The organism is Aeromonas sp. QDB39, assembly GCF_027707585.1.
GTDB lineage: Bacteria > Pseudomonadota > Gammaproteobacteria > Enterobacterales > Aeromonadaceae > Aeromonas > Aeromonas hydrophila.
In genome coordinates, this window is sequence record NZ_JAPCIV010000002.1 from 65,576 (window position 1) to 90,425 (window position 24,850).

Sequence of the window (24,850 nt, forward strand, 5' to 3'; positions counted from 1 at the left end):
AAGACATTCAAATCACCATGGCCTATTCAACGTTCTGCCAGACCCAAAACGACCAGCTCAAGGAGCCGATGTTTTTCGGCCAATCGGTCAACGTGGCCCGTTATGACCAGCAAAAACACGAAGTGTTCGAACGGCTGATCGAAAAGCAGCTCTCCTTCTTCTGGCGCCCGGAAGAGGTGGACGTCTCCCACGACCGCATCGACTTCCAGGCCCTGCCGCCCCATGAGCAGCACATCTTCATCTCCAACCTGAAGTACCAGACCCTGCTGGATTCCATCCAGGGTCGCAGCCCCAACGTGGCGCTGCTGCCGCTGGTCTCCATTCCGGAGCTGGAAACCTGGATCGAGACCTGGGCCTTCTCGGAAACCATCCACTCTCGCTCCTACACCCATATCATTCGCAACATCGTCAACACCCCCGCTCAGGTGTTCGACGACATCGTCACCAACGAACAGATCCTGAAGCGCGCCGGCTCCATCAGCCACTTCTACGACGATCTGATCGAGGCGACCGCGCTCTACAACCTGCACGGTGAAGGCACCCACCGGGTGGCCGGTCGTGACGTGACCATCACCTTGCGCGAGCTGAAAAAGAAACTCTATCTGTGCCTGATGAGCGTCAACGCGCTGGAAGCGATCCGCTTCTACGTCAGCTTCGCCTGCTCCTTCGCCTTCGCCGAGCGCGAGCTGATGGAGGGCAACGCCAAGATCATCAAGATGATCGCCCGCGACGAAGCGCTGCACCTGACCGGGACCCAGCACATGCTGAACCTGATGCGCAGCGGTCAGGACGACCCCGAAATGGCCGAGATTGCCGCCGAGTGCGAGCAGGCCTGCTTCGAGCTGTTCAAGGAAGCCGCCATCCAGGAGAAAGAGTGGGCCGAGTACCTGTTCCAGGACGGCTCCATGATCGGCCTGAACAAGGACATCCTCTGCCAGTACGTGGAGTACATCACCAACCTGCGCATGAATGCGGTGGGTCTGCAGCCAGCCTTTGCCGGTGCCAAGCAAAACCCGATCCCCTGGATCAACACCTGGCTGTCGTCCGACAACGTGCAGGTCGCCCCACAGGAAGTGGAAGTGAGCTCCTATCTGGTAGGTCAGATCGACAGCGAAGTGAATGCCGAAGACCTGGGTGATTTCGAGCTGTGAGTGACGCCACCGGCACGCTGACTCCTGCCCCGCACGCGGCTCCCGCCCAGAGCGACGCAGGCTCGCCACGGGTGCATACCCAGGATGACGTGCTGCACGCCCATCCCGGCGAGAGCGTACTGGAAACCCTGGAGCGCCACGGTCATCACGTGGAGTTCCAGTGCCGCAGCGGCTATTGCGGCGCCTGCCGCACCCCGCTGCTGGCAGGCAAGGTGCACTATGCCGCCGTGCCGCTCGCCTTTGTCTCAGAGGGAGAGTGCCTGCCCTGCTGCTGCAAACCGGTGGGCGCCATCCGGCTGGACATCAAGAAGCGCTGAGCCCCCTCAGGTTCGCGTCAGCAAACAAAAAGCCGCCGGATTGCTCCGGCGGCTTTTTTATATCCATCTCTATGCCTGGTGAGCGGGCGGCTGATGCACCACCCGCCCCCGCAGGGCCTTACAGCCAGGGCGCGGCGGTCGGCCCATGGTGCAGACCCAGCTTCCAGACCCGGCCGAAGTGCTTGTAGTGACCGGCCGCGACACCGGCCTTCTCGCCCATGCCGTGGTAGAGGTCGAGGTGGCCCTTCTTCACCGCACCGCCCACATCCAGCGCGATCAACAGCCGCAGCTGGTGCTTGCCGGTCCAGTTGCCCTCTTTGTCCAGCAGCGGCACTTCCGCCAGGATAGGCGTGCCCATCGGCAGCAGGGTCTTGTCGGCGGCCACCGCTGCCATCGGCAACAATGGAATGCCGGCGGCCCCGATCACGTCGTTGGTGGGGCGACGCTCGAAGAAGACATAGGAGGGGTTCTGCTCCACCAGCTCCTTGACGCTCTCCTCCGGCTGACGGTTGGCCCACTCCTTGATGGCCTTCATGGACATCTGCTCCTTGGGCACTTCGCCGCGATCGATCAGCACCCGGCCGATGCTGACGTAACCGTGACCGTTCTTGCCGCTGTAACCCAGATATTGCAGCCGATCGTCGTCACCATAGTGGACAAAGCCCGAGCCCTGCACGTCCATCAGGAAATTGTCGATGAGGGATTTGCTGTAGCCCAGCTCCAGCCCACGGTTGGCCAGGGCCCCCTGATGGATCTGGGCCCGGCTCGGGCAGCGCCCGCCGCATTTGGGCATGGCATAGATGGGGTACTTGTACTTGGCATCCGGGCGGTGACGCACCTCCAGCACCGGCGAGTAGTAACCGGTGAACAGCACGTTGCCCATCCGATCCGAGCCGCCCAGCTGGGCCAGGCTGATGCCGTAACGGGTGATCTGAGCGGGATCGCCGCCATTGGCCACCCAGCGGGAGAGTTGATGGTAAAGCTCGCCGTAGCGACGGGTCATCTTGCCGGAGCGCTCCAGCACCAGCCGGCTCTGGGGGCCGAACTTGCTGTAGTCGGCGCGCTGTCGGCTGTTGACCCGCTCCACTCGCACCAGATCGTCAGGCAGGGGACCGTCCAGATACTGCTTGCCCAGATTTTCCGGCACCTCGCAGTTGAGAAAACATCTGGCATCGGGTTTGTTTTTGGGCACCTGGGCTTGCTCAGAGTTGCCCGCACAACCGGCCAACCCCAGTACTGCGGCGGTCAGCCAGTAAGCGTGTTTATTCATATGTCCTCATATAACACCAAGGGTTATGTTCGGCGGGGAAGATGCCAAATTTGCAGGGGGAAAGCAAACGCCTTCAGGCCTGGGACGGCGGATTTCTCCAAAGGGGATCTTCTGGGTTATAACAAGGTAACAGGGTGTGAGAGGCCATGGATGGAACAGCTCGAAATCTTCCCGCTGCAGAGCCCCTGCATCGGGGTCTGCGAAGTGAACAACAAGGGCTACTGCAAAGGGTGCCTGCGCAGCCGCGAGGAGCGTTTCAACTGGCTCACCATGAGCCATGCCCAGCAGCAAGAGGTGATGCGCCTGTGCCGTGGTCGCAAGGCGCGGGTGGAAGCCGCCCGCCGCAAAGCGCTGGAGGGAGCCCAACCCGAGTCGCCGGAGCAACCGGGCTGGGATTTTTAAACCCAGCCCCTCTCTTATCCCTCTTTACCCCCCCCCCCCCCTTTGCACCACTCGCACCAGCTCGCTGAACGCCACGAACAGGTGATAGAAGGTGCTGGCCGGTGCATGGCCGGCCAACGGCGCCCCCGTCACATCCACCTGATCTATCCACTGACCCGGCAGCGCCGGCATCAGGTAATAGTCAAAGATCCGTCCCACCACCTCACCAATCCGGTGCGCAATCTCAGCCTCCCCTCGCCGCTCGTAGGCTGCCAGCAGCGCCTTGAGCTGCTCGGTCTGGCACCAGAGCCGGCTGGTCGTCCGATGGGGCCGCCCGTCATCGCTGAGTTCATCCAGCACCAGCCCGGTCGGTCCGTGGCCGTGAACGGTGGCAAAGCGGGTCAGGATGGCCATCACCTCGTCTATCTTGCGGGCACTCGGTCCATATTCCCACCCTTGCGCCAATGCCCGATAGCGGGCCAGCAGCCAGCACCACTCGTAGTGATGGCCCGGGTCGATCAGGTGCGAATCGGGATGGGTCGGGAGAAGCCGTTCATCGAAGAACTCCCGCAGCAAGGCGGGCTCCAGCAAGCGCTGGCAAAACAGCTGATAGAGCCGATGGGCACGCCCTTGCCAGCGCGGCTCATCAAAGCTCTCCGCCGCCACCAGCAGCGCTTCAAACAGATGCATATGGGGGTTTTGACTGCGCGGCGCGCTTGCTGGAAAGCGGGAGTGAAACCCGCCGTGCACGGGATCGGCAAAGAGCAGTTCGATGGCCTGATAGCGCGACTCGGCCTGCTGCTGCCAGCGCGGCTCGCCGCTCAAGCGGTAGAGCCAGCACTCGGCCAGCAGGGCAAAGGCGTATTCGTAGCAGCACACCGCACCGTCGGCGGGCGAGCCATCGGCATTGAGGGAAAACAGCTGGTTGCCGGCGCCATCAGCAAAGCGCCTCATGCCGAACGTGGCGCAGCGCTCTGCCAGCTCGCCCCCCTCATACCAGCCGAGCAGGGCGGCGTGGCTGAACACATAGATCTGGCGACTCTGCACCCGAAAACGAATGGGCTGCCAGAGCGGTGCGCCTGCGCTATCCAGCCCTTCGGCAAACAGCCCCCGCGCCCAATCAAAGCCGCTTGCCCCCCAGTGAGGCAGCGCCTCCTCCAGCAGCCAACGTCGGCAACGCTGCGCCGCCTCTTTTATCTCGTCATGCATCTCATCACCTCTCCAGCCAACCCATCATCCAGCCCATAAAAAGGGAGAGCCCTGCTCTCCCCTGTCTGTGCTCACCTCAACCTTTGAACGGCCTAGAAGAGCCCGACGGCGACCCCGACAAAGGCCACGACCAGCAGCCCCAGCATGGCCTTGACCGGCGAGACGTTGCGTCTGGCCATCAGATACCATGTGCCCAGCACCACCAGCAGCGGCATCAGCTTGGGAAAAATGCCGTCCAGCATGGCCTGCAACTGGATGTTGACCCCGTCGGAGGTGACGAAATCGAGCCCGGTGGAGAGATTGACGTAACTGGCCGCCACCCCGCCCATCACGAAGACCCCGAGCAGGGAGAGCGCCTCGCGTAGCTTGACCGACTCCGAGCTCACCAGCGCCTCCACCGAGCCGGTCCCCATCCGGTAGCCCTTCATGAACAGCATGTAGGAGCCGGTGATGACGATGGCGTTGAAGCTGATGATGTAAAAGAGCGGCCCCAGCACGCTGCCGCCGGCGGCCAGCGCCATGCCGATGCTAAGCAGAATGGGCACCAACATGCCCGGGATCATGGAATCCCCGATCCCGGCGATGGGCCCCATCAGCCCCACTTTCAGGGTGTTGATGGTCTCGCCATCGATCCGCTCGCCGTTGGCCCGCTTCTCCTCCAGCCCTACCGCCAACCCGTTGATGATGGCGCCAAGCTGAGGCTCGGTGTTGTAGAAGGAGGCGTGACGCTTCATCGCCTCCGTCCGCTCCGCCTTGCCGGGATAGAGCTTCTTGAGCGCCGGCATCATGCCAAGGCAGAAGCCGAAGGATTCGAGCCGCTCGAAGCTCATGGAGGAGAGGTTGTACATCATCCAGGCGCGCCAGCAGGCACGCAAATCCTTGAGAGTGAGGGCCACCGGCGCCTTGTTCACCGGCTGGCCCGCTTGCAGCTTTGCGTCCATCAGAATTCATCCTCATCGTCGGTTTGGGTGGCAGCGCGGGCAGCCGGTGCAGGGCGCGGCTCCGGCTTGTAGTTGTAGTGGATGAGCGCGAGCAGGGCGCCGATCATCACCAGCCCCACCATGTTGAGCTTGAGAAAGACGATGCCGACAAAGCCCACCAGAAAATAGATCAGCATGCTGCTCTGCTTGATGATCTGCTTGAGCAGGATGGCGATGCCGACCGCCGGCAAGATGCCCCCCACCACCGTCATGGTGCGGATCACCAGCTCCGGCAGGCTGTTCATGAAGCCTTCGATGTACTGGTTACCAAAATAGACGGCGATGAAGGTGGGTACGAAGCGCAGCACGAAGTTGCTGGCCTGCGGGAAGATCGCGCTGTTGAGGTAGACCCCCTGCTCGTCCCCCTGCTCCAGTGCCACGTCGGCCCTGTGGTTCCAGTAGGAGTTGAGCACCATCATGAAGTTGAAGAGGATGGTACCGGCGATGCCGATGGTGGCAGCAATGGCCACCGCCACCGACGGCTCCTTGCCCGACAGTATGCCCAGCGCAATGGCCGGAAAGGCGACGAAGTTGAGATCCGCCGGCATGGAACCACCCGGCGTCACCATGGCGATATAGACCGCCTGCACCGCCACCCCGATGAGGATCCCGGTCTGGATATCACCGAGGATGGCCCCCACCAGCATGCCCGAGACCAGCGGGCGGGTGATGGTGTACCAGCCCCCGGTCAATCCCAACAGCCAGAGGCTGCTGAGGGCACCGAGATAACAGAGTATCCCGATGAGAGTTGCTTCCAGAAACATGATGTCTGCTCCCTATTTCAGCTTTTTCTGGGCATCCGCCCAGCTGTAGTGGCTGGCATCCGGCACCAGCCGAAAGTCAATGTCGTGGCCCAGGCCGGCCAGGTAGTCGAAGGCGGCGATCTCCTGCGCCGTGACCGACTGGTTGGGGCCTATGGTGGTGGTCTGCTCGCGGGCACTCATGGGCCCGACGTTGATCTTGCCGTTGTGGTTCTCAAGGGAGATGCCGGCGGCGCAGAGCCGCTGCAGGGTGACCGGCGACTTGCCGATCACGAAGTAGCGCTTGTCGCTGGCGATCACCTTGGGCAGCTTGGCAATCGCCGTCGCCACATCGAACAGCCATACCCGGGTATCCGGCACGGCACCGATCATCACCTGGGAGAGCAGCGGATCGGCCGCCACCTCGTCATCGATCGCGACGATGCCGTCGCAAGGTAGCTCCCTGGCCCAGCGCGTCACCAGCTGACCGTGGATCACCCGATCGTCAATGCGTACAAATGAAATGGCCATCTCGCTCTCCTAGAAGTTGTCGTCTTGCTGGTGCGCAACCGCCGGGGCCGCGATCACCATGGATTCCAGCGCCTGGGCCAGCAACTGGCGGGCCGCCTCGTGCACATCCACGGCATCCAGCAGATCGGCGCTCATCAGCAGCATGGGGAAGTTGACCCCGGCCACCACGGCCAGCGGCTGCGGCCATTCATGGTCAAACGCGCAGCGGCACGCCACGTTGTAGGGGGTGCCGCACTCCATGTCGCACAGCACCAGCACCCCGTCAGCCCCCGCGCCATGGCGGCGCAAGGTCTGTTCAAACTCGCTGCGAAAGGCCTCGATCCCCCCCTCTTCGGTGAGGGAGACGGTCGCCACCGCCGGCAGTTCGCCGTAGACCATGCTGGCGCTGGCCAGCAGGGCCGGCGCCAGTGAACCATGGGTTGCGATAAGGATCCTCAGCATCTTGGTTACCCCCTCACATAGGCCTTGATGGTGGCGATGGTCGCCCCTTCACTCTCACCGCTCGGGCGGATGCGATAGCGCCCTACCGAGGCCGGGACGATGAAGGTTTCGGCGTAGTGCACCACAAACGGTGCGAACGCATGGTCGGGACTCTCCACCGTCGCCTCCCGCCCCTCAATCAGATTGAGCACCTGCACAGTGCCACCGGTGTCGTGCTCCACCGGCACGCTGAACCAGTGGCGACGGGTCTCGATGAATTCCCGCTCGTGCAGCCCGGTGCGCTCCTCGCGCCAGCCCGGCCCCTCGGCAATGGGTTCGATGCGATTGACCAGGTGCTCGCGGGTCCAGTCGGTGTCGCGCTCCCACTGGATCACCTTGCTGCCATGCTCCAGATGGATGGGGCGCGGGATGCCGTCGAGCCCGACCCGACTCCAGTCCCACAGCTTGAAGGTGAAGATGTAGGGGGTGGCGCTGATCTCGAGCACCATGGCCCCCTCTCCCGAGCAGTGGACGGTCCCGGCCGGGATCAGGAAGTGATCGTGCTGGCGGGCCGGGAAGCGGTTGATGAAGCGCTCGTCATCGAAGGGCTTCTCGCCGCGCTGGGCGGCAGCCAGCTCCGCCAGCATCGCCTGCGGGTCGATACCGGTGCGGGTACCGAGGTAGACGCAGGCACCCGGCTTGCCATCGAGCAGGTAGTAGCTCTCGTCCTGGGTGTAGTGCATGCCGAACTCCTGCTGGATGTACTCGGTCAGCGGATGCACCTGCAGGCTGAGCGGCTGCCCCCCTACCGTGTCGAGAAAATCGAACCGGATCGGGAACTCGGCGCCAAAGCGGGCGTGTACCCGCTCCCCAAGCAGGGCGCTGGGCTGGCACAGCACCAGGTTTTGCGACGGGATCTCTACCCGCACCTCGCCAATGCGCAGGTAGAGGCTGTTCTCTTCCGGTACGCAATCAAAGCACCAGGCATAGTTGGGCTGGGCCGGGTCCAGATCGCACACCTGCTTCATCCACTGCCCGCCCCAGACCCCGGGGTCGAAGAAGGGCACCACCCGAAACGGCTGGTGCGCCGCCTGATGCAACCCCGCCAGCAGCGCCTGCCCCGTCACCAGGGTCGGCTTGCCTCGGGTGTTGGTATCGAGCAGGAAATCGATGGTGGGCAGCTGGGCCAGTTTATGGCGGTCAAACACCCGCCACTCGATGAAGAAGGCGCGCTTGTAGCGGCGCAGTATGTCCTCCTCCTCGTTGCCGGCCCCCCAGTTGCCGATCTCCTTGCGACGCAGCCGCTGCTGGATCTCCCAGCGGGCGAGATCGGCATAGACCCGCACGTCCCCCTCGGCCACCAGGGAGGCGCCACTGCCCATCACCACCACCAGGCCACCGGTTATCTCTGCGACCTGCTGCTGCAGACGCGCCAGCGCGGCCGGGTCAAAAAACTCCACCATCTTGTGGGGGGCCAGCACGCCAAAGACCCGGTCGTCGGTGATGAAGCGATCCAGCATCGCCAGCACTTTTGGTTCGGGCAGGCGGGCCTGCTCCACCTCGATGAGCGTGTGGGGTCCAAGCCTCGCCAGCAGCTGGCTACGCAGCTCGTCCTGATCCACGCCGTGATAGCAGTCGATCACCAGCACTACCCTTGCCCCACCTTGCCCGTCTGCCGCGGCCTGCAGTCGCCGGGCTATCTCGTGCCAGCCGGCACAGGCGGCGCCCTCATGGCCGGCGACCACCACGTCCGGGAATTTGTCGTAGTTGGAGACGTAACTCGAATGAATCATTGGCTTGCTCTCTCGTTGACACCTACGAAAGAGATAAATCGATTAACCTGTTAACCACAACCTGATAAACAAGATTAACCTCATAAAATGGTGTATTTGATCGCCAACATGGGCGAAATATGTGATCATGACGGCAATTTCATCATGGCACGTTAACAACAGAAGGTTAATCGATATACCTTTGAGGCCTACTCCCTGACAGGATCCATCCCATGAGCAATGTGACCGTTGCCGACATCGCCCGCCATCTGGGGGTGTCGACTGCCACCGTCTCCATGACCCTGCGCAACAAGGGGCGCATCTCCGAGCACACCCGCCAGCGGGTACTCAGGGCCATCGACGAGCTCGGCTATGTCTACAACCAGACCGCCGCCAACCTGCGCAACAAGAGCAGCAACCAGGTCGGTCTGTTGCTGCACGACATCACCAACCCCTTCTATGCGGAGATGACGGCGGGCCTGAGCCGGGAGATGGAACATCACGATCTGATGCTGTTTCTGGCCAACAGCGAGGAGTCGGCCACCCGGCAGCAGCAGTTCACCGACTCGCTGCAGCGCAACAACGCCGCCGGCATGGTGATCTGCGCCACCCAGACCACCCCCCGCAGCTTCTTCGAGAGTCTGCAGCGCCGCCGCATGCCCACCATTCTGATCGTACGGCCGGTGCCGGACGTGGCGATCGACTTCGTCGGCACCGACAACTTTCTGGGCTGCCAGCTGGCGACCGAACACCTGCTGAAGCTGGGCCACCGCCACATCGCCTTTGTCGGGGGCAACCCCGCCTCCATCAGTCGCTCCCAGCGTCTCGGCGGCTACATGAGCAAGTTGCTCGAACACGGCATCTCCCCAAGGCCGGAGTGGATCATCGGCTGCGGCGCCAGCCGGGTGGAAGGCACCCGCGCCATCACGGCGCTGCTGGAACAGCATCCCGAGGTAACGGCGGCGGTCTGCTATCAGGACGTGGTGGCGCTCGGCGCCATTCTGGCGCTGCGCAAGCTGGGGCGGGTCATCGGTCAGGACTTTGCACTGGTGGGCTTTGACGATCTGCCGGAAACCGCGCTGGTGGACCCGCCCCTCACCACCGTCTCGGTGGCGTCGCGGGAGATCGGCCGAAAAGCCGGCGAGCTGCTGCTCGAGCGGATGGCCGGCAACGACGAACCGGCCAAGAGCATCATTCTGCCCCCCACCCTGGTGGTGCGCCAATCCTGCGGTAGCCCCTAGCAGGCCGCCGCACGCGCTGTTTCAAGTGGCTTGCCCAGCAGAAGTGACAATCCGGGGCGTGCCATCCTCCCCGGCCAGCACCCGCAGGCCAAAGCCGCGCACTCCCAACGCACCGTAATCGTGGCCGGCGACGGCGGGCCAGACCGCCAGCGCCGAGAGCTGCGTCGCGCCGGTGTTGATGAGTCGATGGGCCACATGGCCAGGGATATGATGAACGCTGCCGGCAAAGACCTGCTCCAGCCAGCAGACACCGGCCATATCTTGCAGCAGCAACAACCCCTGCCCGCACAACCCGAAGTAGTATTCCGCCTGCTCGGCGCGCGCATGGAGATGACCGCGGGTCATGAAGAATTCCCGGCCAACCCGGCCCGCCTCCAGATAGGTGACCCCCATGTTGAGATCCCCCTCGCCTCCATGGCCGGGCAACATGGCGACCCGATAGAGCCGGGTATCAGGCGAAAGCGCCGCCGCGGCGTGAGGGTCGGCAAAAAGCTCCTGCAGGTCGGCCAGGGTGGTGCTCTTTTCTACCAGCTCGGCGCCAGCGAGTCTACCGGTCGCAAAGTCGAGAATGGGGGGAATCATGGGGGTCATCATCTGCTCCTGAGGATCGGGTTATCGACAGGCGCGGTGGCGCCCTTCGGGGTTCCACGCTAGAGGGTTAATCCATTAACCACAAGCCAGGTTGCCCTACCCTCGTCACTTTTTTGGACAATAAATTTGGGCAATAAAAAAGCGGCCCAAAGGCCGCTCTCTTGTATGGCGTGTTGCTGGTTAGCGGCTTATGCCGTGGCCAGCTTGGCCTGCTCTTCACCGCGCTTGAGCATGGCGTAGGAGACACCGGTCAGCAGCGAGCCTGCCGCAATCGCCACGATATACATCATGACGTTGCTGATGGCGTGCGGGATGAACAGCACGAACAGACCGCCGTGGGGTGCCATCAGCTCACAGCCGAACAGCATGGAGAGCGCACCGGTCAGGGCGCCGCCCACCATACAGGCCGGGATGACCCGCATCGGATCCTTGGCGGCAAACGGGATAGCCCCCTCGGAGATAAAGCACAGACCCAGCACGAAGGAGGCTTTGCCCGCTTCCTGCTCCGCCTTGATGAACTTGGTGCGGGCCAGGAAGGTGGCGATCCCCATCCCCAGCGCCGGCACCATACCGGCGGCCATCACCGCAGCCATCGGGGCGTAGGTTTTGGAGGCCAGCAGGCCAACCCCGAAGGCGTAGGCCGCCTTGTTGACCGGGCCCCCCATGTCGAAGCACATCATGGCGCCGATGATGACACCCAGCAGCACTGCGTTGGCAGAGCCCATGTTGTTGAGGAAGGTGGTCATGGCATTCATGATGCCGGCCACCGGGCCACCCACGACGTAGATCATCACCAGACCGGTAAACAGGCTGGCAAAGAGCGGAATGATCAGGATGGGCTTGAGCGCTTCCAGGGTCACCGGCAGGCGCACCTTGTCGCTCAGGTACTTGGCGCTGTAACCGGCCAGGAAACCGGCCACGATGCCGCCAAGGAAACCGGCGCCCAAGGAGCTTGCCAGCATGCCGCCGATCATGCCGGGAGCGAGACCCGGACGATCAGCGATGGAGTAGGCAATGTAACCGGCCAGCACCGGGATCATCAGGGCAAAGGCGGAGCCACCACCGATCTTCATCAGGGCGGCGGCCAGAGTGCCTTCCACCTTGAACGCCTCAATACCGAACACGAACGAGAGCGCGATGATAAGGCCACCCGCCACCACCATCGGCAGCATGAAGGAGACACCGGTCAGCAGGTGCTTGTAGGGGCCTGCTTTTTCCTCTTTCTTGGGCTGGCTGGCGCCGCTGTGGCGATAGGTTTTCGCCTCGTTCCACGCCTTGTCGAGCTCGGCACGGGTTTTCTTGAGCGCCGCACCGGTACTGGTGCGATAGACCGGCTTGCCGTCGAAACGGGCCATGTCCACCTCGATATCGGTGGCGAGGAACACCAGATCGGCGGATGCAATCTCCTCGGCAGTCAGGGCATTCTGGGCACCGACCGAGCCTTGAGTCTCGACGCGGATCTGATAACCCAGCTGTTTGGCCATGGTCTCCAGCGCTTCTGCCGACATAAAGGTGTGGGCCACCCCGGTCGGGCAGGCGGTCACCGCCACGATGCGCTTGCCTGCGGCGGCCGGTTTGGCGGCAGCATTGGCAACGGCGGAGTCGGCTTGATGACGATAAACACTGGCGCCGCTGCTGGCGGCTTCCAGCAAGGCGGCCGGATCCTGCAGGGCGAGATCCATGCTGCCCTGATAGACCTGCTTGCCATCATATGCAGCGAGATCCACCGGAGCGCTGGCGACGACCAGCACCAGATCGGCGGCGGCAATCTGCTCCTTATTCGGCACCTGACGGGGTTGCACGCTGGAGCCGACGTCGAGGGTGAGTTCCCAGCCAGCCAGTTTGGCCTGCTGTTCTATCCGTTTTGCAGCGAGAAAGCTGGTGGCAATGCCCGCCGGGCAAGCCGTAACCAAGATTGCTTTCATTGGGCATCTCCTGAGTTTTCCATTGAGGGGGTATGGCATTGAACCGGTGCCAGCGCATCCAGACGCTCTACGCGCACCTGTTCAAGCAAGGGGTTGAGCACATTGATATCGTCAAAGCCGACCGCGACCTGGCTGACCGCCAGCGCCGAGACGGCGGTGGCCAGCCGCAGGGTCTGCTCCGGCGTCCAACCAAGGCTGAGACCATGGGCGAGACCGGCCACCAGCGAATCGCCAGCACCCACGGTGCTGACCACCTGCATCCGCGGCGGAATGGCCTGCCAGACGGCATCCGGGGCAAACCAGATGAGGCCATTAGCGCCGTTGGAGATCACCACGTTGGGGATCCCGCTGGCCTGCAGCGCGCGGGCACACTCGGCCTGCTCGCTCAGGGTCTTGATGGGGCGGCCTGCCCACTGGCTCAGCTCCTCCAGATTGGGTTTGACCAGGGTCGGCGCCGCCTTGATCCCTTCGCTTAACGCCGCGCCGCTGCAATCAAAGATCACCTGCTTGCCCTTGGCCTTGAGCAGGCGGATCAGATGGGCGCAGTAATCGGGGGCCACCCCTTTGGGCAGGCTGCCCGCCAGCACGAACCACTCAGCATGCGCAGCCAACTCGTCGATGGCCTGCTCCAGCGCGCTCACCTCCCCTTGCTCAATGGTGAGCCCCGGCAGGTTGAGATCGGTGACCCGACCGGATTGCTCGGAGATCTTGACGTTGATACGGGTGCTGCCCGCAACACGGACAAAGTGATCATCCAGCGCCCGCTCTGCAAACAGGGAGACAAAGCTCTGTTCATTGTCAGCGCCCAGCCAGCCGGTGACGCCTACCTCGCGGCCCAAATCCTTGAGCACCATGGCGACGTTGATCCCCTTGCCCGCCGCACGCAGGTTGGCCTCGCTCACCAGATTGACCTCGCCAAGGCTCATCGCGTCCAAACGAGTGGTGAGATCCAGGGCGGGGTTGAGGGTAATGGTGACAATCTTCATCAATGCGCCCCCTCGCCGAGACCAGCGGCGATCGCCTCACCGATCCCCTTGAGAGCCGCTTCGGCATCAGCCCCTTCGGCGCGAAACGCCAGACGGTGCCCGCATTTGACCCCAAGACCGATCACTTTCATCAGGCTCTTGGCGGAAACCGCTTCGCCGCTGCCATCCAGATTGGCCACCCGGATGTCGGATTCAAACTCTTTGGCCACCTTGACCAGCATGGCGCCGGGACGAGCGTGCAAGCCGTGGGGATTGATGATGGTGAAGGTTTCGGAAAGACCGCTCGCGGGGCCTGCTTGCAGCATGGCCAGTCCCTCGCCGCCCGCCAGCGTAGCGAGTTGGCCGGCAGCCGCCAGTTTGGCCAGATTCTCCAGTTGCGGCAGATGGCTGCTATCTGCGGCGCACAGCAGCAGCATGGCGCTGACCGGCAGCTCCCCTGCCGTGAGGGCGCTACTCGGGGTGGCCAGCACCCAACCGGTCTGGGCCGCTTGCGCCCGGGCGAGCCAGACGCCTTCGCCCAGATAGGCAGGTTCGCTTGCCAGCAGCGCGCTCACCATGGCGGCATCGCCCCAGCCCGCAGACTTGGCGCGGGCGGCTGCTCCCAGCAGCAGTTGGTCGCGATCATCGGCCGGGAAGTCAGCCAGGGTCAGGTATTGCACCTCTTTGGCGGCAGTGGCGCCAGTCAGGATGTTGATGATGGTGTCGGCATCGGTGGCCTCTTTGAGCTGAGCTGCCGCCTGCTCGTCACCCAGCACATGGGTGAGCTGGCGCAAAATGCCCAGATGCTCGTCGGACTTGGCGGCGATGCCGATGGCGACATAGGCGATCTGCCCCTCATCCCACTCGATGCCATGAGGGAACTGGGCCACCATGACGCCTGTGTTCTTCACCAGATGACGGGTATCGGTGGTGCCGTGGGGAATGGCGATGCCGCTGCCAAGATAGGTGGCATGCTGCGCTTCACGGGCCAGCATCCCATCCACATAGCCCGCTTCCACCAGACCGGCTTCGGTCAGTTTGCCTGCCAGCAGGGCAATGGCGTCCGACTTGGTCGCCACCGACTGCCCCAGCAGGATCTGCTGTCGCGCCAACTTCAACATAGAAATTCTCCATCAGGTGCCGGGCGGCCTGACCGTACCGGCTCATCAAACATAACCATTCGTACCACTCGCCTGCTGACAATAGACCGGATTGCATCCCTTCGCGGGTCATACCCGGTTTTTATGCCCGGCCATCGATTGTCTGCTGACAAGCTGAATCGTTTCACTTACACTCAGACTGAATCGTTTCAGCGAATTGATCAAGTACCCACAAAGAGTGCTTTTCAATGATATGATCCCGCGCACATTTTTCGGTGCCCTCACCAGGCAGTGCCCGTGGGCCTTGCAACTCAAACAGAGCCAACATGATGAAACTGGATGAAATCGCCGCCCTCGCCGGTGTCTCGCGCACCACGGCCAGCTATGTGATCAATGGCAAGGCCGACCAATACCGCATCAGCCAGGCCACCCGCGACAAGGTGATGGCGGTGGTTACCGCCCACAACTACCAGCCGGACAGCCGCGCCGCCTCCCTGCGTGGTGGCCAGACCAAGACCCTGGGCTTCATCCTGCCCGACCTGGAGAACGCCAGTTACGCCAAGCTCGCCAAACGGCTGGAGCAAGGGGCGCGGGTACAGGGCTATCAGCTGCTGATCGTCTGCTCGGAAGATGACCCCGCCACCGAAAAAGAACTGGCCGAGATGCTGGCCAGCCGCCACGTGGATGCCTTGCTGGTGGCCAGTTGCCTGCCACCCGAAGATCCCTTCTACCTCGGCCTGCAGACGCGCGGCATCCAGGTGCTCGCCATCGACCGGGCCATGGCGGCCGACAAGTTCGTCACCGTGGCCAGCGAAAACCAGAAGGCAAGCTGCGATCTCACCGCCTCCCTGCTCTCGCCGGCAATCAAGCACATCGCCCTGATCACCGCGCTGCCGGCGCTCACGATCAGTCGGGAACGCAAGGCAGGCTTCGAGCAGGCCGTCGCCAGCCACAGCACGGCTTGCCATCTGTGTGAAGGGGCCCACTTCTCCCGCGCCGAGGGCTACCGCCTGATCAAGACGCTGCATCAGCAGCTCGGCCAGCTACCCCAGGCACTGGTAGCCACCTCCTACATCCTGATGGAGGGGGTGCTCGACTATCTGCTGGAACAGGAGACCGACATGAGCCGGCTGGCCATGGCCACCTTCGGCGACGATCGCCTGCTCGATTTTCTCCCCTTCGGCATCAACTCCCTGCCCCAGCAGCACGATGCCCTCGCCAGCCAGGCGCTGGAACTTGCCCTCAAGGCGATTGGCGGTGAATATCAGTGCGGGTTGCACTATGTGAGCCGTACCCTTAAACGCCGCCGCTAATCCTCTCTGCATCGCGCGCCGCTGCGACCCGGTTCGCAGCGGCGCGTTTTTTCACCAGCCAAAGTGCACTCCTGTCATCTTTTATTTCCACTCATTCTACCCACCCAGTACAAAATCCGCCTTTACACGCTTGTATCCAACATTTTAATTCGCTAAGTTGGCAACCATCTTTTACAACCAGCGGATTTTTCGTAACGATGGGTTCACTCCGATATTGCTAGCCTCCGGTCTCGACCCCGGAGGCGCCTTGCCAACACCTCATATGCCTGCTGCGCACGGCGCAGTTTCTCGATTCGGATGGACACCATGAATACCAAAACCCTGGGATGTACCCTGTTGATTGCCGGCACCACCATAGGCGCCGGCATGCTGGCCCTGCCGCTGGCCTCCTCCTCCCTTGGCGGGCCCGCCACCCTGCTGCTGATGATCAGTCTCTGGGGCCTGATGGCCTTTACCGCCATGCTGCAGGTGGAAGCCAGCCTCAACACCGGCAAGTGGTACCTGCACCAGCTGGCGGATCACCTGCTCGGCCCCTGGGGCAAGCGCATTGCCTCCTTCTGCATCCTGATGCTGTTCTACTCGCTGGCCTCCGCCTACATCAGCGGCGGCAGCAGCCTGCTGGCACAGGCGCTGGCCGATGCGGGCCTGCCCCTCAGCCAGGAGCAGGCGGCCTGGGCCTTTACTCTGCTGTTTGGCGGCATGGTCTGTGTCGGCACCAAACAGGTGGATTACCTCAACCGACTGATGTTCACCGTCAAGCTGGTGATCATGGTGGCCGTCCTCGGGCTGCTGCTGCCGCGTGCCGAGGGGCAGCACCTGCTCTCCATGCCGCTCGGTCAGGGCTTGTTGCTGGCAGGCCTGCCGGTCATCTTCACCTCGTTCGGTTTTCACGGCTCCATCCCGAGCGTGATGCTCTACCTGGGGGACTGCCCCAAGCAGCTGCGCCGGGTCTTCGTGTGGGGCTCCGCCCTGCCGCTCATCCTCTACGTGCTGTGGCAAATCGCCATCCTGGGGCTGCTCGGTCAGCAATCCCTGATCCAGACCGGCGGGGCGCTGGACAGCCTGCTGGCCAACGTCGGTAATCTGGTGAGCTGGCCCGCTTTCAACCAGGCGATGCATCTCTTTGCAGATCTGGCGCTGGCCACCTCCTTCCTCGGAGTGACGCTGGGGCTGTTCGACTTCATGGCCAAGGTGACCCGCCGCAAGGACAACTGGCAGGGTCGCACCCAGACCGGTCTCATCACCTTTGTGCCGCCGTTGCTGTTTGCCCTCTACTTCCCGCAAGGCTTCATCATGGCGCTGGGCTACGCCGCCATCGCGCTGGCAGTGTTGGCGGTGCTGCTGCCGGTGACCCTGGTGTGGCAGAGCCGCAAGCGGGCCGAGGCGCACCACTACCGCGCCCCGGGCGGCGTGCTGGCCCTGGGCCTTGCCGGCGCCATGGGGGTGCTGATCGTCGGGGTACAGATAAGCGTCAGCATGGGATTGCTGCCCGCGCTCTAAGCCAGAGCCGGTATTGCATGTCCCAATAGCAAAAGCGCAAAAGCCCCGCCAACCCAGTTGGCGGGGCTTTTTCTATGCCATCGGTATATGTCATCGATATAAAGGGGTCCGCCTGCGCGGTGATCATCTCCCTGATGCATCAAACGTTCATATATGCACCATGTATCGACACCCTGTATATATATGAACAATTCTTGTACACTGATAGCAGATCGCCTTTTTGGCAACAGAATACACGCTCAATCCAGCAAGGAGCCTGACATGGCCACAATCGCACACGTTCAACGGCAAGATGGCGCCGTTGATCCCAGCAAGGCGCTGCCGGTGGTGTTTCGCATCCTGGACAAATGGCAGTGCAACACAGATGAACAGTTACGACTGCTCGGCATCTCTTCGCGTTCAACCTTGAACAAGTACAAAGAGTCCCACGGCGGGATCAGACTGAGTGCGGATCTGCAGGAGCGAATGAGCTACCTGCTCAACATTCACAAGAGCCTGCGGGTGCTGTTCAGCGCGGACGAGAGCATCTATGGCTGGGTACGCAAGTCCAACAGCCACCCCTTCTTCGCCGGCCGCAGCGCCATGGAGGTGATGCAGGGTGGCCGTGTGGCCGATCTGTATGAGGTCGCTATCCGCCTGCACGCCTGGCGCGGAGGCATGGCCTGATGCAGACTCCCCCGCAGCGCGCATTCAAGGACGAGTCAGCCTACCGGATCATCCCGAGCCGCTACCCCACCATCTGCCTCTATGAGGATGTGGCCAACGCCGACGAACTGGAGGCAGTCTGGGCCATCGAAGCGCTGACCAACGACAGGTTGAGGGAAGAGGCCGGCGAGCTGACGAGAGTGCCGAAAGCGGACTGGCTGGTGGGCTTGGCCGGCGGCAGCCATGTGATGGCCGCCTTCACCCACCTCAATCCGGAGGGGGCCCGCTTCACCACCGGCGATTTTGGCGGTTATTACTGCGCCCCCAGCCTCGACACCGCCATCAAGGAGACGGTCTACCACCAAGAGCGCGTATTCGGCTACACCCGTGAACCCGCCCAGAAGGTGCAGATGCGGGTGATCCATGCCGAGTTCAGCGCCAGCCTGGTCGACATTACCGGCGAGGCCTTTCTCGCCACACCGCTCTACCATGCTACCGACTACGGGTATTCCCAAGCCTTCGCCCGCGAGCAGAAAGCCCTGGATGTGGACGGCATCTGTTACCGCTCGGTGCGCCACAGCGGCCACGATTGCTACCTGCTCTATCGCCCGCGCCTGGTCAGCCGCGTCCATCAGCCCCGCCATCTGGAGTACCACTGGAACGGCAGCGCCATCGCCAACGTGCTGCAAATCACCCTCTATGGCGAGTGACGGGCACTGCCCACCTCACTCGGCCGATTCCCGGATATAGAAAAGCCCCGCCAGACTGGCGGGGCTTTTTACATCAACCGAGCGAGGGAGCAGGCTCCCTGGCCGCTTACTGGTTGTGGGTAGCGCGACGGGGACGACGAGCCTGAGCCGGTTTGCCGGCGCCGCCTTCAGGGCGCTGGCCACCCTGGGGCTTGGGCTTGCCACCGTTGCCGGAGCGGTTACCGCCGCCATTGCCACCGTTGGCAGAGCGACCGGCACCCTGACGCTGGCCTTGACCTTGCGGGCGCGGCGCACGGCGCTGCTCGCTCGGATCGCGCGGCTCTTTGCGCAGCGGCGCGCCGATGCCACGGGCGATGTTGTCGAGGGTTTCGCGGGAGGCTTCAAAACCGGCCACCTGCTCGCACGGAATGTTCTGCTTGGTCAGCCGCTCGATGGCCTTGATGAGCTTGCCCTCATCGGCCGCGACCAGGGAGATGGCATGACCGGCGGCGCCGGCACGGCCGGTACGGCCGATGCGGTGCACGTAATCTTCCGCCACGTTGGGCAACTCGAAGTTGACTACCTGCGGCAACTTGTCGATGTCCAGACCACGGGCGGCGATGTCGGTCGCCACCAGCACCTTAACGCTGCCATCCTTGAAACCGGCCAGCGCGCGGGTACGGGCACCCTGGCTCTTGTTGCCGTGGATGGCGGCGGCGCTGACGCCGTTCTTGTCGAGGGTCTCGGCAACGCGGTTGGCCATGTGCTTGGTACGGGTGAACACCAGCACCTGCTGCCAGTTGTTGCTGGTGACCAGGTGGCTCAGCAGGGCAATCTTGTTGGCCTTGTCACAGGGGTGTACCAGCTGCTCGATACGCTCGGCGGTACTGTTGCGCGGGGTCACTTCGATCACCGCCGGGTTGTCCAGCAGGCCGGTGGCCAGCTCGCGGATCTCGTCGGCGAAGGTGGCGGAGAACAGCAGATTCTGGCGCTTCTTCGGCAACAGGGCCAGGATGCGGCGGATGTCGCGGATAAAGCCCATGTCGAGCATGCGATCCGCTTCGTCCAGCACCAGGATTTCCACTTCGTCGAACTTGACGGCGTTCTGGTTGTAGAGATCCATCAGGCGGCCCGGGCAGGCCACCAGCACGTCCAGACCACGGCGGGTGGCCATCATCTGCGGGTTGATGCTCACGCCGCCAAATACCACGTGGCTGCGGATCGGCAGGTGTTTGCCGTAGTTGCGCACGCTCTCGCCCACCTGGGCGGCCAGCTCGCGAGTCGGGGTCAGCACCAGGGCACGGATGCGGTTCGGGGAGACCTTGCGCTTGCTTTCAGTCAGACGCTGCAGCATCGGCAGGGTAAAACCTGCGGTCTTGCCGGTCCCGGTCTGGGCGGCGGCCATCAGATCACGGCCAGCCAGTACCGCCGGGATCGCTTGTTGCTGAATGGGAGACGGGGTGTCGTAGCCTTGCTCGGCAACGGCACGCAACAAGGGTTCGGCCAGACCGAGGGAAGTAAAACTCATAGTTACCTGCTAGGGATAGGGGCGCCGACAATCCGGGATGGGGCTCCTCTGCTGAGCCGATGCCATCTCGCCAGACTCGGGCCTGTTGAGAACACAACGATTTCCCCGGGGAGCAGAGCAAAGGGGAAAGAATAGGGGCGCAGTCTAACGGAGTTATTGAGGAGAAACGAGAAAAATGTGACGTCCCTCCCAGCATGTTTGCCAAAAGCAGGTCACCGTCCCGCCCGGAAAAGCCGCTCAAGAACTCATTCGAATCAGGCTATGCTTGATGCCAGATAACGGCGATACCTCCGCATCCGTCCTGTACAAGGAGGTTCAGGTTCATGCGTGTTCATCTTCTGTCGGCCGCCCCTGGCTGGCTCTTGCTCTCCCTGCTGGCAGTTGGGTTCTGTCTGCCGCTGCAGGCCAAGCCCAGGCTGTCGGTGGCCTGGAGCCACTGGCCTCCGTTCAGTTACATCAATCCCCAGGGGACGCTGGATGGGCTGGACGTCACCCTGACCCGCCAGATCTTGAGTCAGGCGGGGCTGGAATCCCACTTTCGCAACCTGCCCTGGGCCAGGGCCATCCATCTGCTCGAGCAGCAGCAGCTGGACGTGGCCATGGGGGCGCTCGATACGCCGGAGCGGCGCGCCTTTGCCCGCTTCTCGGTGCCCTATCGGCGCAGTACCTTCGTGCTGCTGAGCAACAACCCCATCCCGGGCCAGCGTGATCCCTGGCTGGCGGTGTCAGACCTGTCGCAGCTTTGCCAGCAAAGCCAACTGCGCCTTGGCAAGCTGCGCGGCACCCGCCCCATCCAGTTGATGGAAGCGTGTCCCGCCCTCAAGCAGGCGAGCGAATACAACGCGGATGACCGACTGGTCGATCTGCTGCTGGCCCGTCGGCTGGACGGCGTCATCATGGAGTGGCAATACGCTCGCTACCGGCTGCAACAGCTGGGGGCCGACGGCTTTATCCGCTGTCAGTTGCTGCTCCATCACCAACCGGTCAGCCTGATGTTTGCCAACTCGGCCGTCACCGACGAGCAGCTCAGCCGGGTCAATGAGGTGATTGCCGGCCTGCCCCCACCCGGCCGTGATGTGGCACCGCCCCCCTGCCGGCTCGACAACCCGGCGGCTGAGCAGGTAACACCCAACCAATAACCCAGCGCGATGAAGGCCCATGAAAAAGGCGACCCTGAGGTCGCCTTTTGACTGTGACTGTGTCTGCCCAACTCGATCAACCGAGCGGTGGGCAGGCCGATCAGCGCAGTTGCGGGGTATGGGTCAGCACGCCCTGGTTCTGGGCACGGTGGCGCAGCAGGTGATCCATCAGCACCAGTGCCAGCATCGCCTCGGCGATGGGCACGGCGCGGATGCCGACGCAAGGATCGTGGCGCCCCTTGGTGATCATCTCGGTGGCCTCACCCTCGGTGGTGATGGTCTTGCCCGGTACCGTGATGCTGGAGGTGGGCTTGAGCGCCATACTCACCACGATATCCTGACCCGACGAGATGCCGCCCAGAATGCCGCCCGCATGGTTGCTGGCAAAGCCGGCCGGGGTCATCTCGTCGCGGTGCTCGGAGCCTTTTTGCTCCACCACCGCAAAGCCGTCGCCGATCTCCACCCCTTTCACCGCATTGATGCCCATCATGGCGTGGGCGATGTCGGCATCGAGGCGATCGAACACCGGCTCACCGAGACCTACCGGCACATTGCTGGCGATGACCTGCACCTTGGCACCGATACTGTTGCCTTCTTTCTTCAGGTCGCGCATGTATTGATCGAGCGCTTCCAGCTTGCCCGCATCGGGGAAGAAGAAGGGATTCTGCTCGATCTGGGCCGCGTCGAAGGCTTCTGCCTTGATGGGGCCTAGCTGGGAGAGAAAGCCGGTGATCTCGATGCCGTGCACCTGTTTCAGGTACTTCTTGGCAATGGCCCCCGCCGCGACTCGCATCGCGGTTTCACGGGCGGAGGAGCGACCGCCGCCACGATAGTCGCGCTGGCCGTACTTCTGGTGATAGGTGTAATCGGCGTGGCCTGGGCGGAACAAGTCCTTGATGTCGGAGTAGTCCTTGGAGCGCTGATCGGTGTTCTCGATCAAGAGCCCGATGGAAGTGCCGGTGGTCTTGCCCTCGAACACCCCGGAGAGGATCTTCACCTCGTCCGGCTCGCGGCGCGGCGTGGTGTAGCGGGAGGTGCCGGGCTTGCGCCGGTCCAGATCCCCCTGCAGATCCGCTTCACTGATCTCCAGTCCCGGCGGGCAGCCATCGACCACGGCGCCCAGCGCCAGGCCGTGACTCTCGCCGAAGGTCGTCACACGAAAGAGTTGGCCGAAACTGTTCCCTGCCATGAGTGCTCCTGCTTAGCTCTTGTAAATCGCGAAATGGTCCTGGTATTGCACCAGGTCGGCACGGCTCATCACGAACACGCCGTGACCGCCGTTCTCGAATTCGACCCAGGTAAAGGGCACGTCCGGGAACTGGGCTTCCAGATGGATCATGCTGTTGCCCACCTCGACCACCAGCACGCCATCCTCTTTGAGGAAGTCTGCGGCATTGGCCAGCAGGCGCTTGGTGAGCTTGAGGCCGTCAGAGCCGGAGGCCAGCGCCAGCTCGGGTTCGTGACGAAACTCGTCCGGCAGATCCGACATGTCTTCGGAATCCACGTAGGGCGGGTTGGAGACGATGAGATCGTACTTGTCGCCGACCGGCAGATCGCGGAACAGATCGGAGCGGATCGGAATGACCTGCTGCTCCAGCCCGTGATCGTTGATGTTGCGCTCGGCCACGTTGAGGGCATCGACGCTGATGTCGATGGCATCCACTTCGGCTTGTGGGAACTCGTGGGCCATGATGATGGCGATGCAGCCAGAGCCGGTGCACAAGTCCATGATCCGGGTCGGCTCATGCTTGAGGAAGGGGGCGAAGCGGTTGGCCACCATCTCGGCGATGGGGGAACGGGGAATGAGCACCCGCTCGTCCACGTAGAACTCCCAACCGGCATACCAGGCCTTGTTGGTCAGGTAGGCGGCCGGTACCCGCTCCTGCACGCGGCGGATGATGAGCTCGGCGATGCGGTGCCGTTCGCTGGTGGTCAGACGGGAGTGGCGCATGCCCGGATCCACGTCCGGCGGCAGATGTAGCGCGGGCAGTACCAGCTGCACGGCTTCATCCCAGGCGTTGTCGGTACCATGTCCGTAGAAGATCCCGGCGTCGTTGAAACGACTCATGGCCCAGCGCAACATGTCCTGGATGGTGTGCATCTCGGCAACCACCTCATCGATAAATATCTTGTCCAAATCCACCTCCAAGTCGAGTAATATCCGGCCCGAGAATTCTATACAGCGAGCAAGACGAGTACCTGATGAAAAAAACGCCCTCACCGACAGACGAGGAAACCCAGCTGTTCCGCGATGCGATAAAAGGTACCCGGAAAATCAAGCAAGATACCATAAGGGCCGACCTGCGCCCGGTCAAGCAGAAACGCGAACTGCGTGAGAGCCGCGAAAAGCTTGGGGTTGACCACTATTTCAGCGATGAGTACCAGCCCCATCTCGAGGCCGATGGACCGACCCGTTACGTGCGCGAAGATGTGTCAAAATTCGAGCTGAAAAAGCTCAAGCGCGGCAGCTATCCGCCGGAGATTTACCTCGACCTGCACGGCATGAACCAGCAGCAGGCCAAACAGGAGCTGGCAGCCCTGCTGACCCTCTGCCAAAAAGAGAACATCCATGTCGCCTCCGTGATGCACGGCATCGGCAAACATATCCTCAAACAGCGCATTCCAAGCTGGCTGGCCCAGCACCCCAACGTGCAGGCGTTCCATCAGGCACCCCGCGAGTGGGGCGGCGACAGTGCCATCCTGGTGCTGCTGGATATCGAAGAGTAACCCTCGTCCTCTGGCATGCTCTGACGAGCAGAGCAGCATAAAAAAACCACCGCGACCTGGCGGTGGTTTTTTTTATGGGCGCAGATGCCTCCCCTAGCCTGCCGCTTCCACATAACGTTTGAAGTTGTCGAGGATCCCCTGCCAGCCCGCCTGCTGCTGGGCCGGGGTGTGGCTTGTCTCGGCATCGAAGGTTTCCTGCACCCAGGTGCCGCCCGGTTCGCTCGCAAACTGCACATCCACCTCGCGCCCGTCGTCCATCACGAACGAGAGGCGGGTCGGCGCCTCCACCCGGGTAAAGGTACCGGTGAAATCAAAACCGGCGCTGCCATCCTTGGCGGCCATGTGATGGCAGAAACGCCCGCCCACCACCAAGTCGACCCGGCTGCCGGTGGTGTGCCAGTCGCTGGAGGCCGCATTCCATCTGGCGATGCAGTCCGGATCGTTCCAGGCCCACCAGACGGCCTCTATCTCCTGCTCGATATGTGCCTCGATGCTGATCTTCATGACGCGCTCCGTGCTAGTGTGCTGTGAGATGACTGGCCATGCCGGCCAGCTCGCTTGCGGATGCCAGCAAGTAAAGCCCAGTCGATGGCGTCGAGCCAGTCCATCTGGCGGGGCTCATCACCGCCAATCCAGTGGCAAGGCGTTGCTTCTGCCTGCGGGACAAGGATCAAAAACGGCCGCACTATACTGAATATCAATACGTTATTCGCCAT

The 24,850-nt window shown here is 62.7% G+C and carries 25 protein-coding genes; 10 read left to right on the forward strand and 15 right to left on the reverse strand.

Annotated features, from left to right (window positions below):
- Window positions 1–17: 17 nt before the first annotated feature.
- Window positions 18–1,151: a class Ia ribonucleoside-diphosphate reductase subunit beta gene (gene nrdB, locus PG899_RS01470; protein WP_011706176.1), complete on the forward strand. Its 1,134-nt coding sequence runs from the start codon at window positions 18–20 to the stop codon at window positions 1,149–1,151.
- On the forward strand, window positions 1,148–1,468 hold the full coding sequence (yfaE, locus tag PG899_RS01475) for a class I ribonucleotide reductase maintenance protein YfaE (protein WP_190284281.1): 321 nt from the start codon (window positions 1,148–1,150) through the stop codon (window positions 1,466–1,468). Before nrdB ends, yfaE begins: the two co-directional genes overlap by 4 nt.
- A 118-nt stretch (window positions 1,469–1,586) precedes the next feature.
- On the opposite strand, the gene mltA is transcribed toward yfaE, so the two are convergent.
- Window positions 1,587–2,738 (reverse strand): murein transglycosylase A, encoded by a 1,152-nt coding sequence (gene mltA, locus PG899_RS01480; protein WP_011706178.1) that lies wholly within the window; start codon window positions 2,736–2,738, stop codon window positions 1,587–1,589.
- Window positions 2,739–2,888: 150 nt separating this feature from the next.
- On the opposite strand from mltA, the gene PG899_RS01485 reads away from it, so the two are divergent.
- Complete coding sequence (locus tag PG899_RS01485; protein ID WP_029300962.1) at window positions 2,889–3,140, forward strand: DUF1289 domain-containing protein; 252 nt, start codon at window positions 2,889–2,891, stop codon at window positions 3,138–3,140.
- Between the two features lie 24 nt (window positions 3,141–3,164).
- On the opposite strand, the gene PG899_RS01490 is transcribed toward PG899_RS01485, so the two are convergent.
- The 6 genes from PG899_RS01490 to PG899_RS01515 all read right to left on the reverse strand — a co-directional run bounded on the left by PG899_RS01490 (window position 3,165) and on the right by PG899_RS01515 (window position 8,792).
- Window positions 3,165–4,328 (reverse strand): AGE family epimerase/isomerase, encoded by a 1,164-nt coding sequence (locus tag PG899_RS01490; protein ID WP_270696857.1) that lies wholly within the window; start codon window positions 4,326–4,328, stop codon window positions 3,165–3,167.
- A gap of 92 nt (window positions 4,329–4,420) precedes the next feature.
- Window positions 4,421–5,269 (reverse strand): PTS system mannose/fructose/sorbose family transporter subunit IID, encoded by an 849-nt coding sequence (locus PG899_RS01495; protein WP_052143503.1) that lies wholly within the window; start codon window positions 5,267–5,269, stop codon window positions 4,421–4,423.
- The gene (locus tag PG899_RS01500) at window positions 5,269–6,072 is read right to left on the reverse strand and encodes a PTS mannose/fructose/sorbose/N-acetylgalactosamine transporter subunit IIC (RefSeq protein ID WP_190284279.1); all 804 of its coding nucleotides are present in this window, start codon (window positions 6,070–6,072) and stop codon (window positions 5,269–5,271) included. The genes PG899_RS01495 and PG899_RS01500 overlap by 1 nt, the downstream gene beginning before the upstream one ends.
- 12 nt (window positions 6,073–6,084) lie before the next feature.
- Window positions 6,085–6,579, reverse strand: a complete 495-nt coding sequence (locus PG899_RS01505) for a PTS system mannose/fructose/N-acetylgalactosamine-transporter subunit IIB (RefSeq protein ID WP_016350649.1) — start codon at window positions 6,577–6,579, stop codon at window positions 6,085–6,087.
- A gap of 9 nt (window positions 6,580–6,588) precedes the next feature.
- Window positions 6,589–7,020 (reverse strand): PTS sugar transporter subunit IIA, encoded by a 432-nt coding sequence (locus tag PG899_RS01510; RefSeq protein ID WP_190284278.1) that lies wholly within the window; start codon window positions 7,018–7,020, stop codon window positions 6,589–6,591.
- A 5-nt stretch (window positions 7,021–7,025) separates the two neighbouring features.
- Window positions 7,026–8,792 carry a class I mannose-6-phosphate isomerase gene (locus tag PG899_RS01515; RefSeq protein ID WP_190284277.1) on the reverse strand — a complete coding sequence of 589 codons (1,767 nt, stop codon included), beginning with the start codon at window positions 8,790–8,792 and terminating at the stop codon, window positions 7,026–7,028.
- A gap of 212 nt (window positions 8,793–9,004) precedes the next feature.
- Between PG899_RS01515 and PG899_RS01520 the strand changes: the two genes are divergently transcribed.
- On the forward strand, window positions 9,005–10,012 hold the full coding sequence (locus tag PG899_RS01520; RefSeq protein ID WP_016350646.1) for a LacI family DNA-binding transcriptional regulator: 1,008 nt from the start codon (window positions 9,005–9,007) through the stop codon (window positions 10,010–10,012).
- 21 nt (window positions 10,013–10,033) lie between these two features.
- On the opposite strand, the gene PG899_RS01525 is transcribed toward PG899_RS01520, so the two are convergent.
- From PG899_RS01525 to fruB, 4 genes are all read right to left on the reverse strand, one after another.
- Complete coding sequence (locus PG899_RS01525; RefSeq protein WP_232105303.1) at window positions 10,034–10,606, reverse strand: glucose-6-phosphate isomerase family protein; 573 nt, start codon at window positions 10,604–10,606, stop codon at window positions 10,034–10,036.
- Between the two features lie 185 nt (window positions 10,607–10,791).
- Window positions 10,792–12,528 (reverse strand): PTS fructose transporter subunit IIBC, encoded by a 1,737-nt coding sequence (gene fruA / locus PG899_RS01530; protein ID WP_190284275.1) that lies wholly within the window; start codon window positions 12,526–12,528, stop codon window positions 10,792–10,794.
- Complete coding sequence (gene pfkB / locus PG899_RS01535; RefSeq protein WP_190284274.1) at window positions 12,525–13,514, reverse strand: 1-phosphofructokinase; 990 nt, start codon at window positions 13,512–13,514, stop codon at window positions 12,525–12,527. The genes fruA and pfkB overlap by 4 nt, the downstream gene beginning before the upstream one ends.
- Window positions 13,514–14,614, reverse strand: a complete 1,101-nt coding sequence (gene fruB, locus PG899_RS01540) for a fused PTS fructose transporter subunit IIA/HPr protein (protein WP_190284273.1) — start codon at window positions 14,612–14,614, stop codon at window positions 13,514–13,516. Before fruB ends, pfkB begins: the two co-directional genes overlap by 1 nt.
- A 305-nt stretch (window positions 14,615–14,919) precedes the next feature.
- On the opposite strand from fruB, the gene cra reads away from it, so the two are divergent.
- The 4 genes from cra to PG899_RS01560 all read left to right on the forward strand — a co-directional run bounded on the left by cra (window position 14,920) and on the right by PG899_RS01560 (window position 18,761).
- Window positions 14,920–15,906 carry a catabolite repressor/activator gene (cra, locus tag PG899_RS01545; protein ID WP_017410145.1) on the forward strand — a complete coding sequence of 329 codons (987 nt, stop codon included), beginning with the start codon at window positions 14,920–14,922 and terminating at the stop codon, window positions 15,904–15,906.
- Window positions 15,907–16,212: 306 nt separating this feature from the next.
- Window positions 16,213–17,406, forward strand: a complete 1,194-nt coding sequence (locus PG899_RS01550; protein ID WP_190284272.1) for an aromatic amino acid transport family protein — start codon at window positions 16,213–16,215, stop codon at window positions 17,404–17,406.
- Between the two features lie 261 nt (window positions 17,407–17,667).
- Complete coding sequence (locus tag PG899_RS01555) at window positions 17,668–18,072, forward strand: antitoxin Xre-like helix-turn-helix domain-containing protein (protein ID WP_270696860.1); 405 nt, start codon at window positions 17,668–17,670, stop codon at window positions 18,070–18,072.
- On the forward strand, window positions 18,072–18,761 hold the full coding sequence (locus PG899_RS01560; RefSeq protein WP_043122731.1) for an RES family NAD+ phosphorylase: 690 nt from the start codon (window positions 18,072–18,074) through the stop codon (window positions 18,759–18,761). Before PG899_RS01555 ends, PG899_RS01560 begins: the two co-directional genes overlap by 1 nt.
- A gap of 106 nt (window positions 18,762–18,867) precedes the next feature.
- Here the strand turns inward: PG899_RS01560 and PG899_RS01565 are convergent, their stop codons facing one another.
- Window positions 18,868–20,268, reverse strand: a complete 1,401-nt coding sequence (locus PG899_RS01565) for a DEAD/DEAH box helicase (protein ID WP_024945273.1) — start codon at window positions 20,266–20,268, stop codon at window positions 18,868–18,870.
- A gap of 323 nt (window positions 20,269–20,591) precedes the next feature.
- On the opposite strand from PG899_RS01565, the gene PG899_RS01570 reads away from it, so the two are divergent.
- Complete coding sequence (locus tag PG899_RS01570; protein WP_190284270.1) at window positions 20,592–21,407, forward strand: substrate-binding periplasmic protein; 816 nt, start codon at window positions 20,592–20,594, stop codon at window positions 21,405–21,407.
- A 100-nt stretch (window positions 21,408–21,507) separates the two neighbouring features.
- Here PG899_RS01570 and aroC read toward each other — a convergent pair whose 3' ends face one another.
- A complete protein-coding gene (gene aroC, locus PG899_RS01575; RefSeq protein ID WP_011706197.1) occupies window positions 21,508–22,596 on the reverse strand; it encodes a chorismate synthase in 1,089 nt (362 codons plus the stop codon).
- Window positions 22,597–22,608: 12 nt separating this feature from the next.
- On the reverse strand, window positions 22,609–23,544 hold the full coding sequence (gene prmB, locus PG899_RS01580; RefSeq protein WP_103826897.1) for a 50S ribosomal protein L3 N(5)-glutamine methyltransferase: 936 nt from the start codon (window positions 23,542–23,544) through the stop codon (window positions 22,609–22,611).
- A 65-nt stretch (window positions 23,545–23,609) separates the two neighbouring features.
- Here prmB and smrB point away from each other — a divergent pair, with 65 nt between their 5' ends.
- On the forward strand, window positions 23,610–24,134 hold the full coding sequence (gene smrB / locus PG899_RS01585; RefSeq protein WP_011706199.1) for an endonuclease SmrB: 525 nt from the start codon (window positions 23,610–23,612) through the stop codon (window positions 24,132–24,134).
- A gap of 93 nt (window positions 24,135–24,227) precedes the next feature.
- On the opposite strand, the gene PG899_RS01590 is transcribed toward smrB, so the two are convergent.
- Window positions 24,228–24,638 carry an SRPBCC family protein gene (locus PG899_RS01590; protein ID WP_011706200.1) on the reverse strand — a complete coding sequence of 137 codons (411 nt, stop codon included), beginning with the start codon at window positions 24,636–24,638 and terminating at the stop codon, window positions 24,228–24,230.
- Window positions 24,639–24,850: the final 212 nt, after the last annotated feature.

Coding starts and splice junctions, on each gene's coding strand:
- nrdB (WP_011706176.1), top strand. CDS start 18: ATGGCCTATTCAACGTTCTGCCAGACCCAAAACGACCAGCTCAAGGAG.
- mltA (WP_011706178.1), bottom strand. CDS start 2,738: ATGAATAAACACGCTTACTGGCTGACCGCCGCAGTACTGGGGTTGGCC.
- PG899_RS01485 (WP_029300962.1), top strand. CDS start 2,889: ATGGAACAGCTCGAAATCTTCCCGCTGCAGAGCCCCTGCATCGGGGTC.
- PG899_RS01490 (WP_270696857.1), bottom strand. CDS start 4,328: ATGCATGACGAGATAAAAGAGGCGGCGCAGCGTTGCCGACGTTGGCTG.
- PG899_RS01495 (WP_052143503.1), bottom strand. CDS start 5,269: ATGGACGCAAAGCTGCAAGCGGGCCAGCCGGTGAACAAGGCGCCGGTG.
- PG899_RS01500 (WP_190284279.1), bottom strand. CDS start 6,072: ATGTTTCTGGAAGCAACTCTCATCGGGATACTCTGTTATCTCGGTGCC.
- PG899_RS01505 (WP_016350649.1), bottom strand. CDS start 6,579: ATGGCCATTTCATTTGTACGCATTGACGATCGGGTGATCCACGGTCAG.
- PG899_RS01510 (WP_190284278.1), bottom strand. CDS start 7,020: ATGCTGAGGATCCTTATCGCAACCCATGGTTCACTGGCGCCGGCCCTG.
- PG899_RS01515 (WP_190284277.1), bottom strand. CDS start 8,792: ATGATTCATTCGAGTTACGTCTCCAACTACGACAAATTCCCGGACGTG.
- PG899_RS01520 (WP_016350646.1), top strand. CDS start 9,005: ATGAGCAATGTGACCGTTGCCGACATCGCCCGCCATCTGGGGGTGTCG.
- PG899_RS01525 (WP_232105303.1), bottom strand. CDS start 10,606: ATGATGACCCCCATGATTCCCCCCATTCTCGACTTTGCGACCGGTAGA.
- fruA (WP_190284275.1), bottom strand. CDS start 12,528: ATGAAAGCAATCTTGGTTACGGCTTGCCCGGCGGGCATTGCCACCAGC.
- pfkB (WP_190284274.1), bottom strand. CDS start 13,514: ATGAAGATTGTCACCATTACCCTCAACCCCGCCCTGGATCTCACCACT.
- fruB (WP_190284273.1), bottom strand. CDS start 14,614: ATGTTGAAGTTGGCGCGACAGCAGATCCTGCTGGGGCAGTCGGTGGCG.
- cra (WP_017410145.1), top strand. CDS start 14,920: ATGATGAAACTGGATGAAATCGCCGCCCTCGCCGGTGTCTCGCGCACC.
- PG899_RS01550 (WP_190284272.1), top strand. CDS start 16,213: ATGAATACCAAAACCCTGGGATGTACCCTGTTGATTGCCGGCACCACC.
- PG899_RS01555 (WP_270696860.1), top strand. CDS start 17,668: ATGGCCACAATCGCACACGTTCAACGGCAAGATGGCGCCGTTGATCCC.
- PG899_RS01560 (WP_043122731.1), top strand. CDS start 18,072: ATGCAGACTCCCCCGCAGCGCGCATTCAAGGACGAGTCAGCCTACCGG.
- PG899_RS01565 (WP_024945273.1), bottom strand. CDS start 20,268: ATGAGTTTTACTTCCCTCGGTCTGGCCGAACCCTTGTTGCGTGCCGTT.
- PG899_RS01570 (WP_190284270.1), top strand. CDS start 20,592: ATGCGTGTTCATCTTCTGTCGGCCGCCCCTGGCTGGCTCTTGCTCTCC.
- aroC (WP_011706197.1), bottom strand. CDS start 22,596: ATGGCAGGGAACAGTTTCGGCCAACTCTTTCGTGTGACGACCTTCGGC.
- smrB (WP_011706199.1), top strand. CDS start 23,610: ATGAAAAAAACGCCCTCACCGACAGACGAGGAAACCCAGCTGTTCCGC.
- PG899_RS01590 (WP_011706200.1), bottom strand. CDS start 24,638: ATGAAGATCAGCATCGAGGCACATATCGAGCAGGAGATAGAGGCCGTC.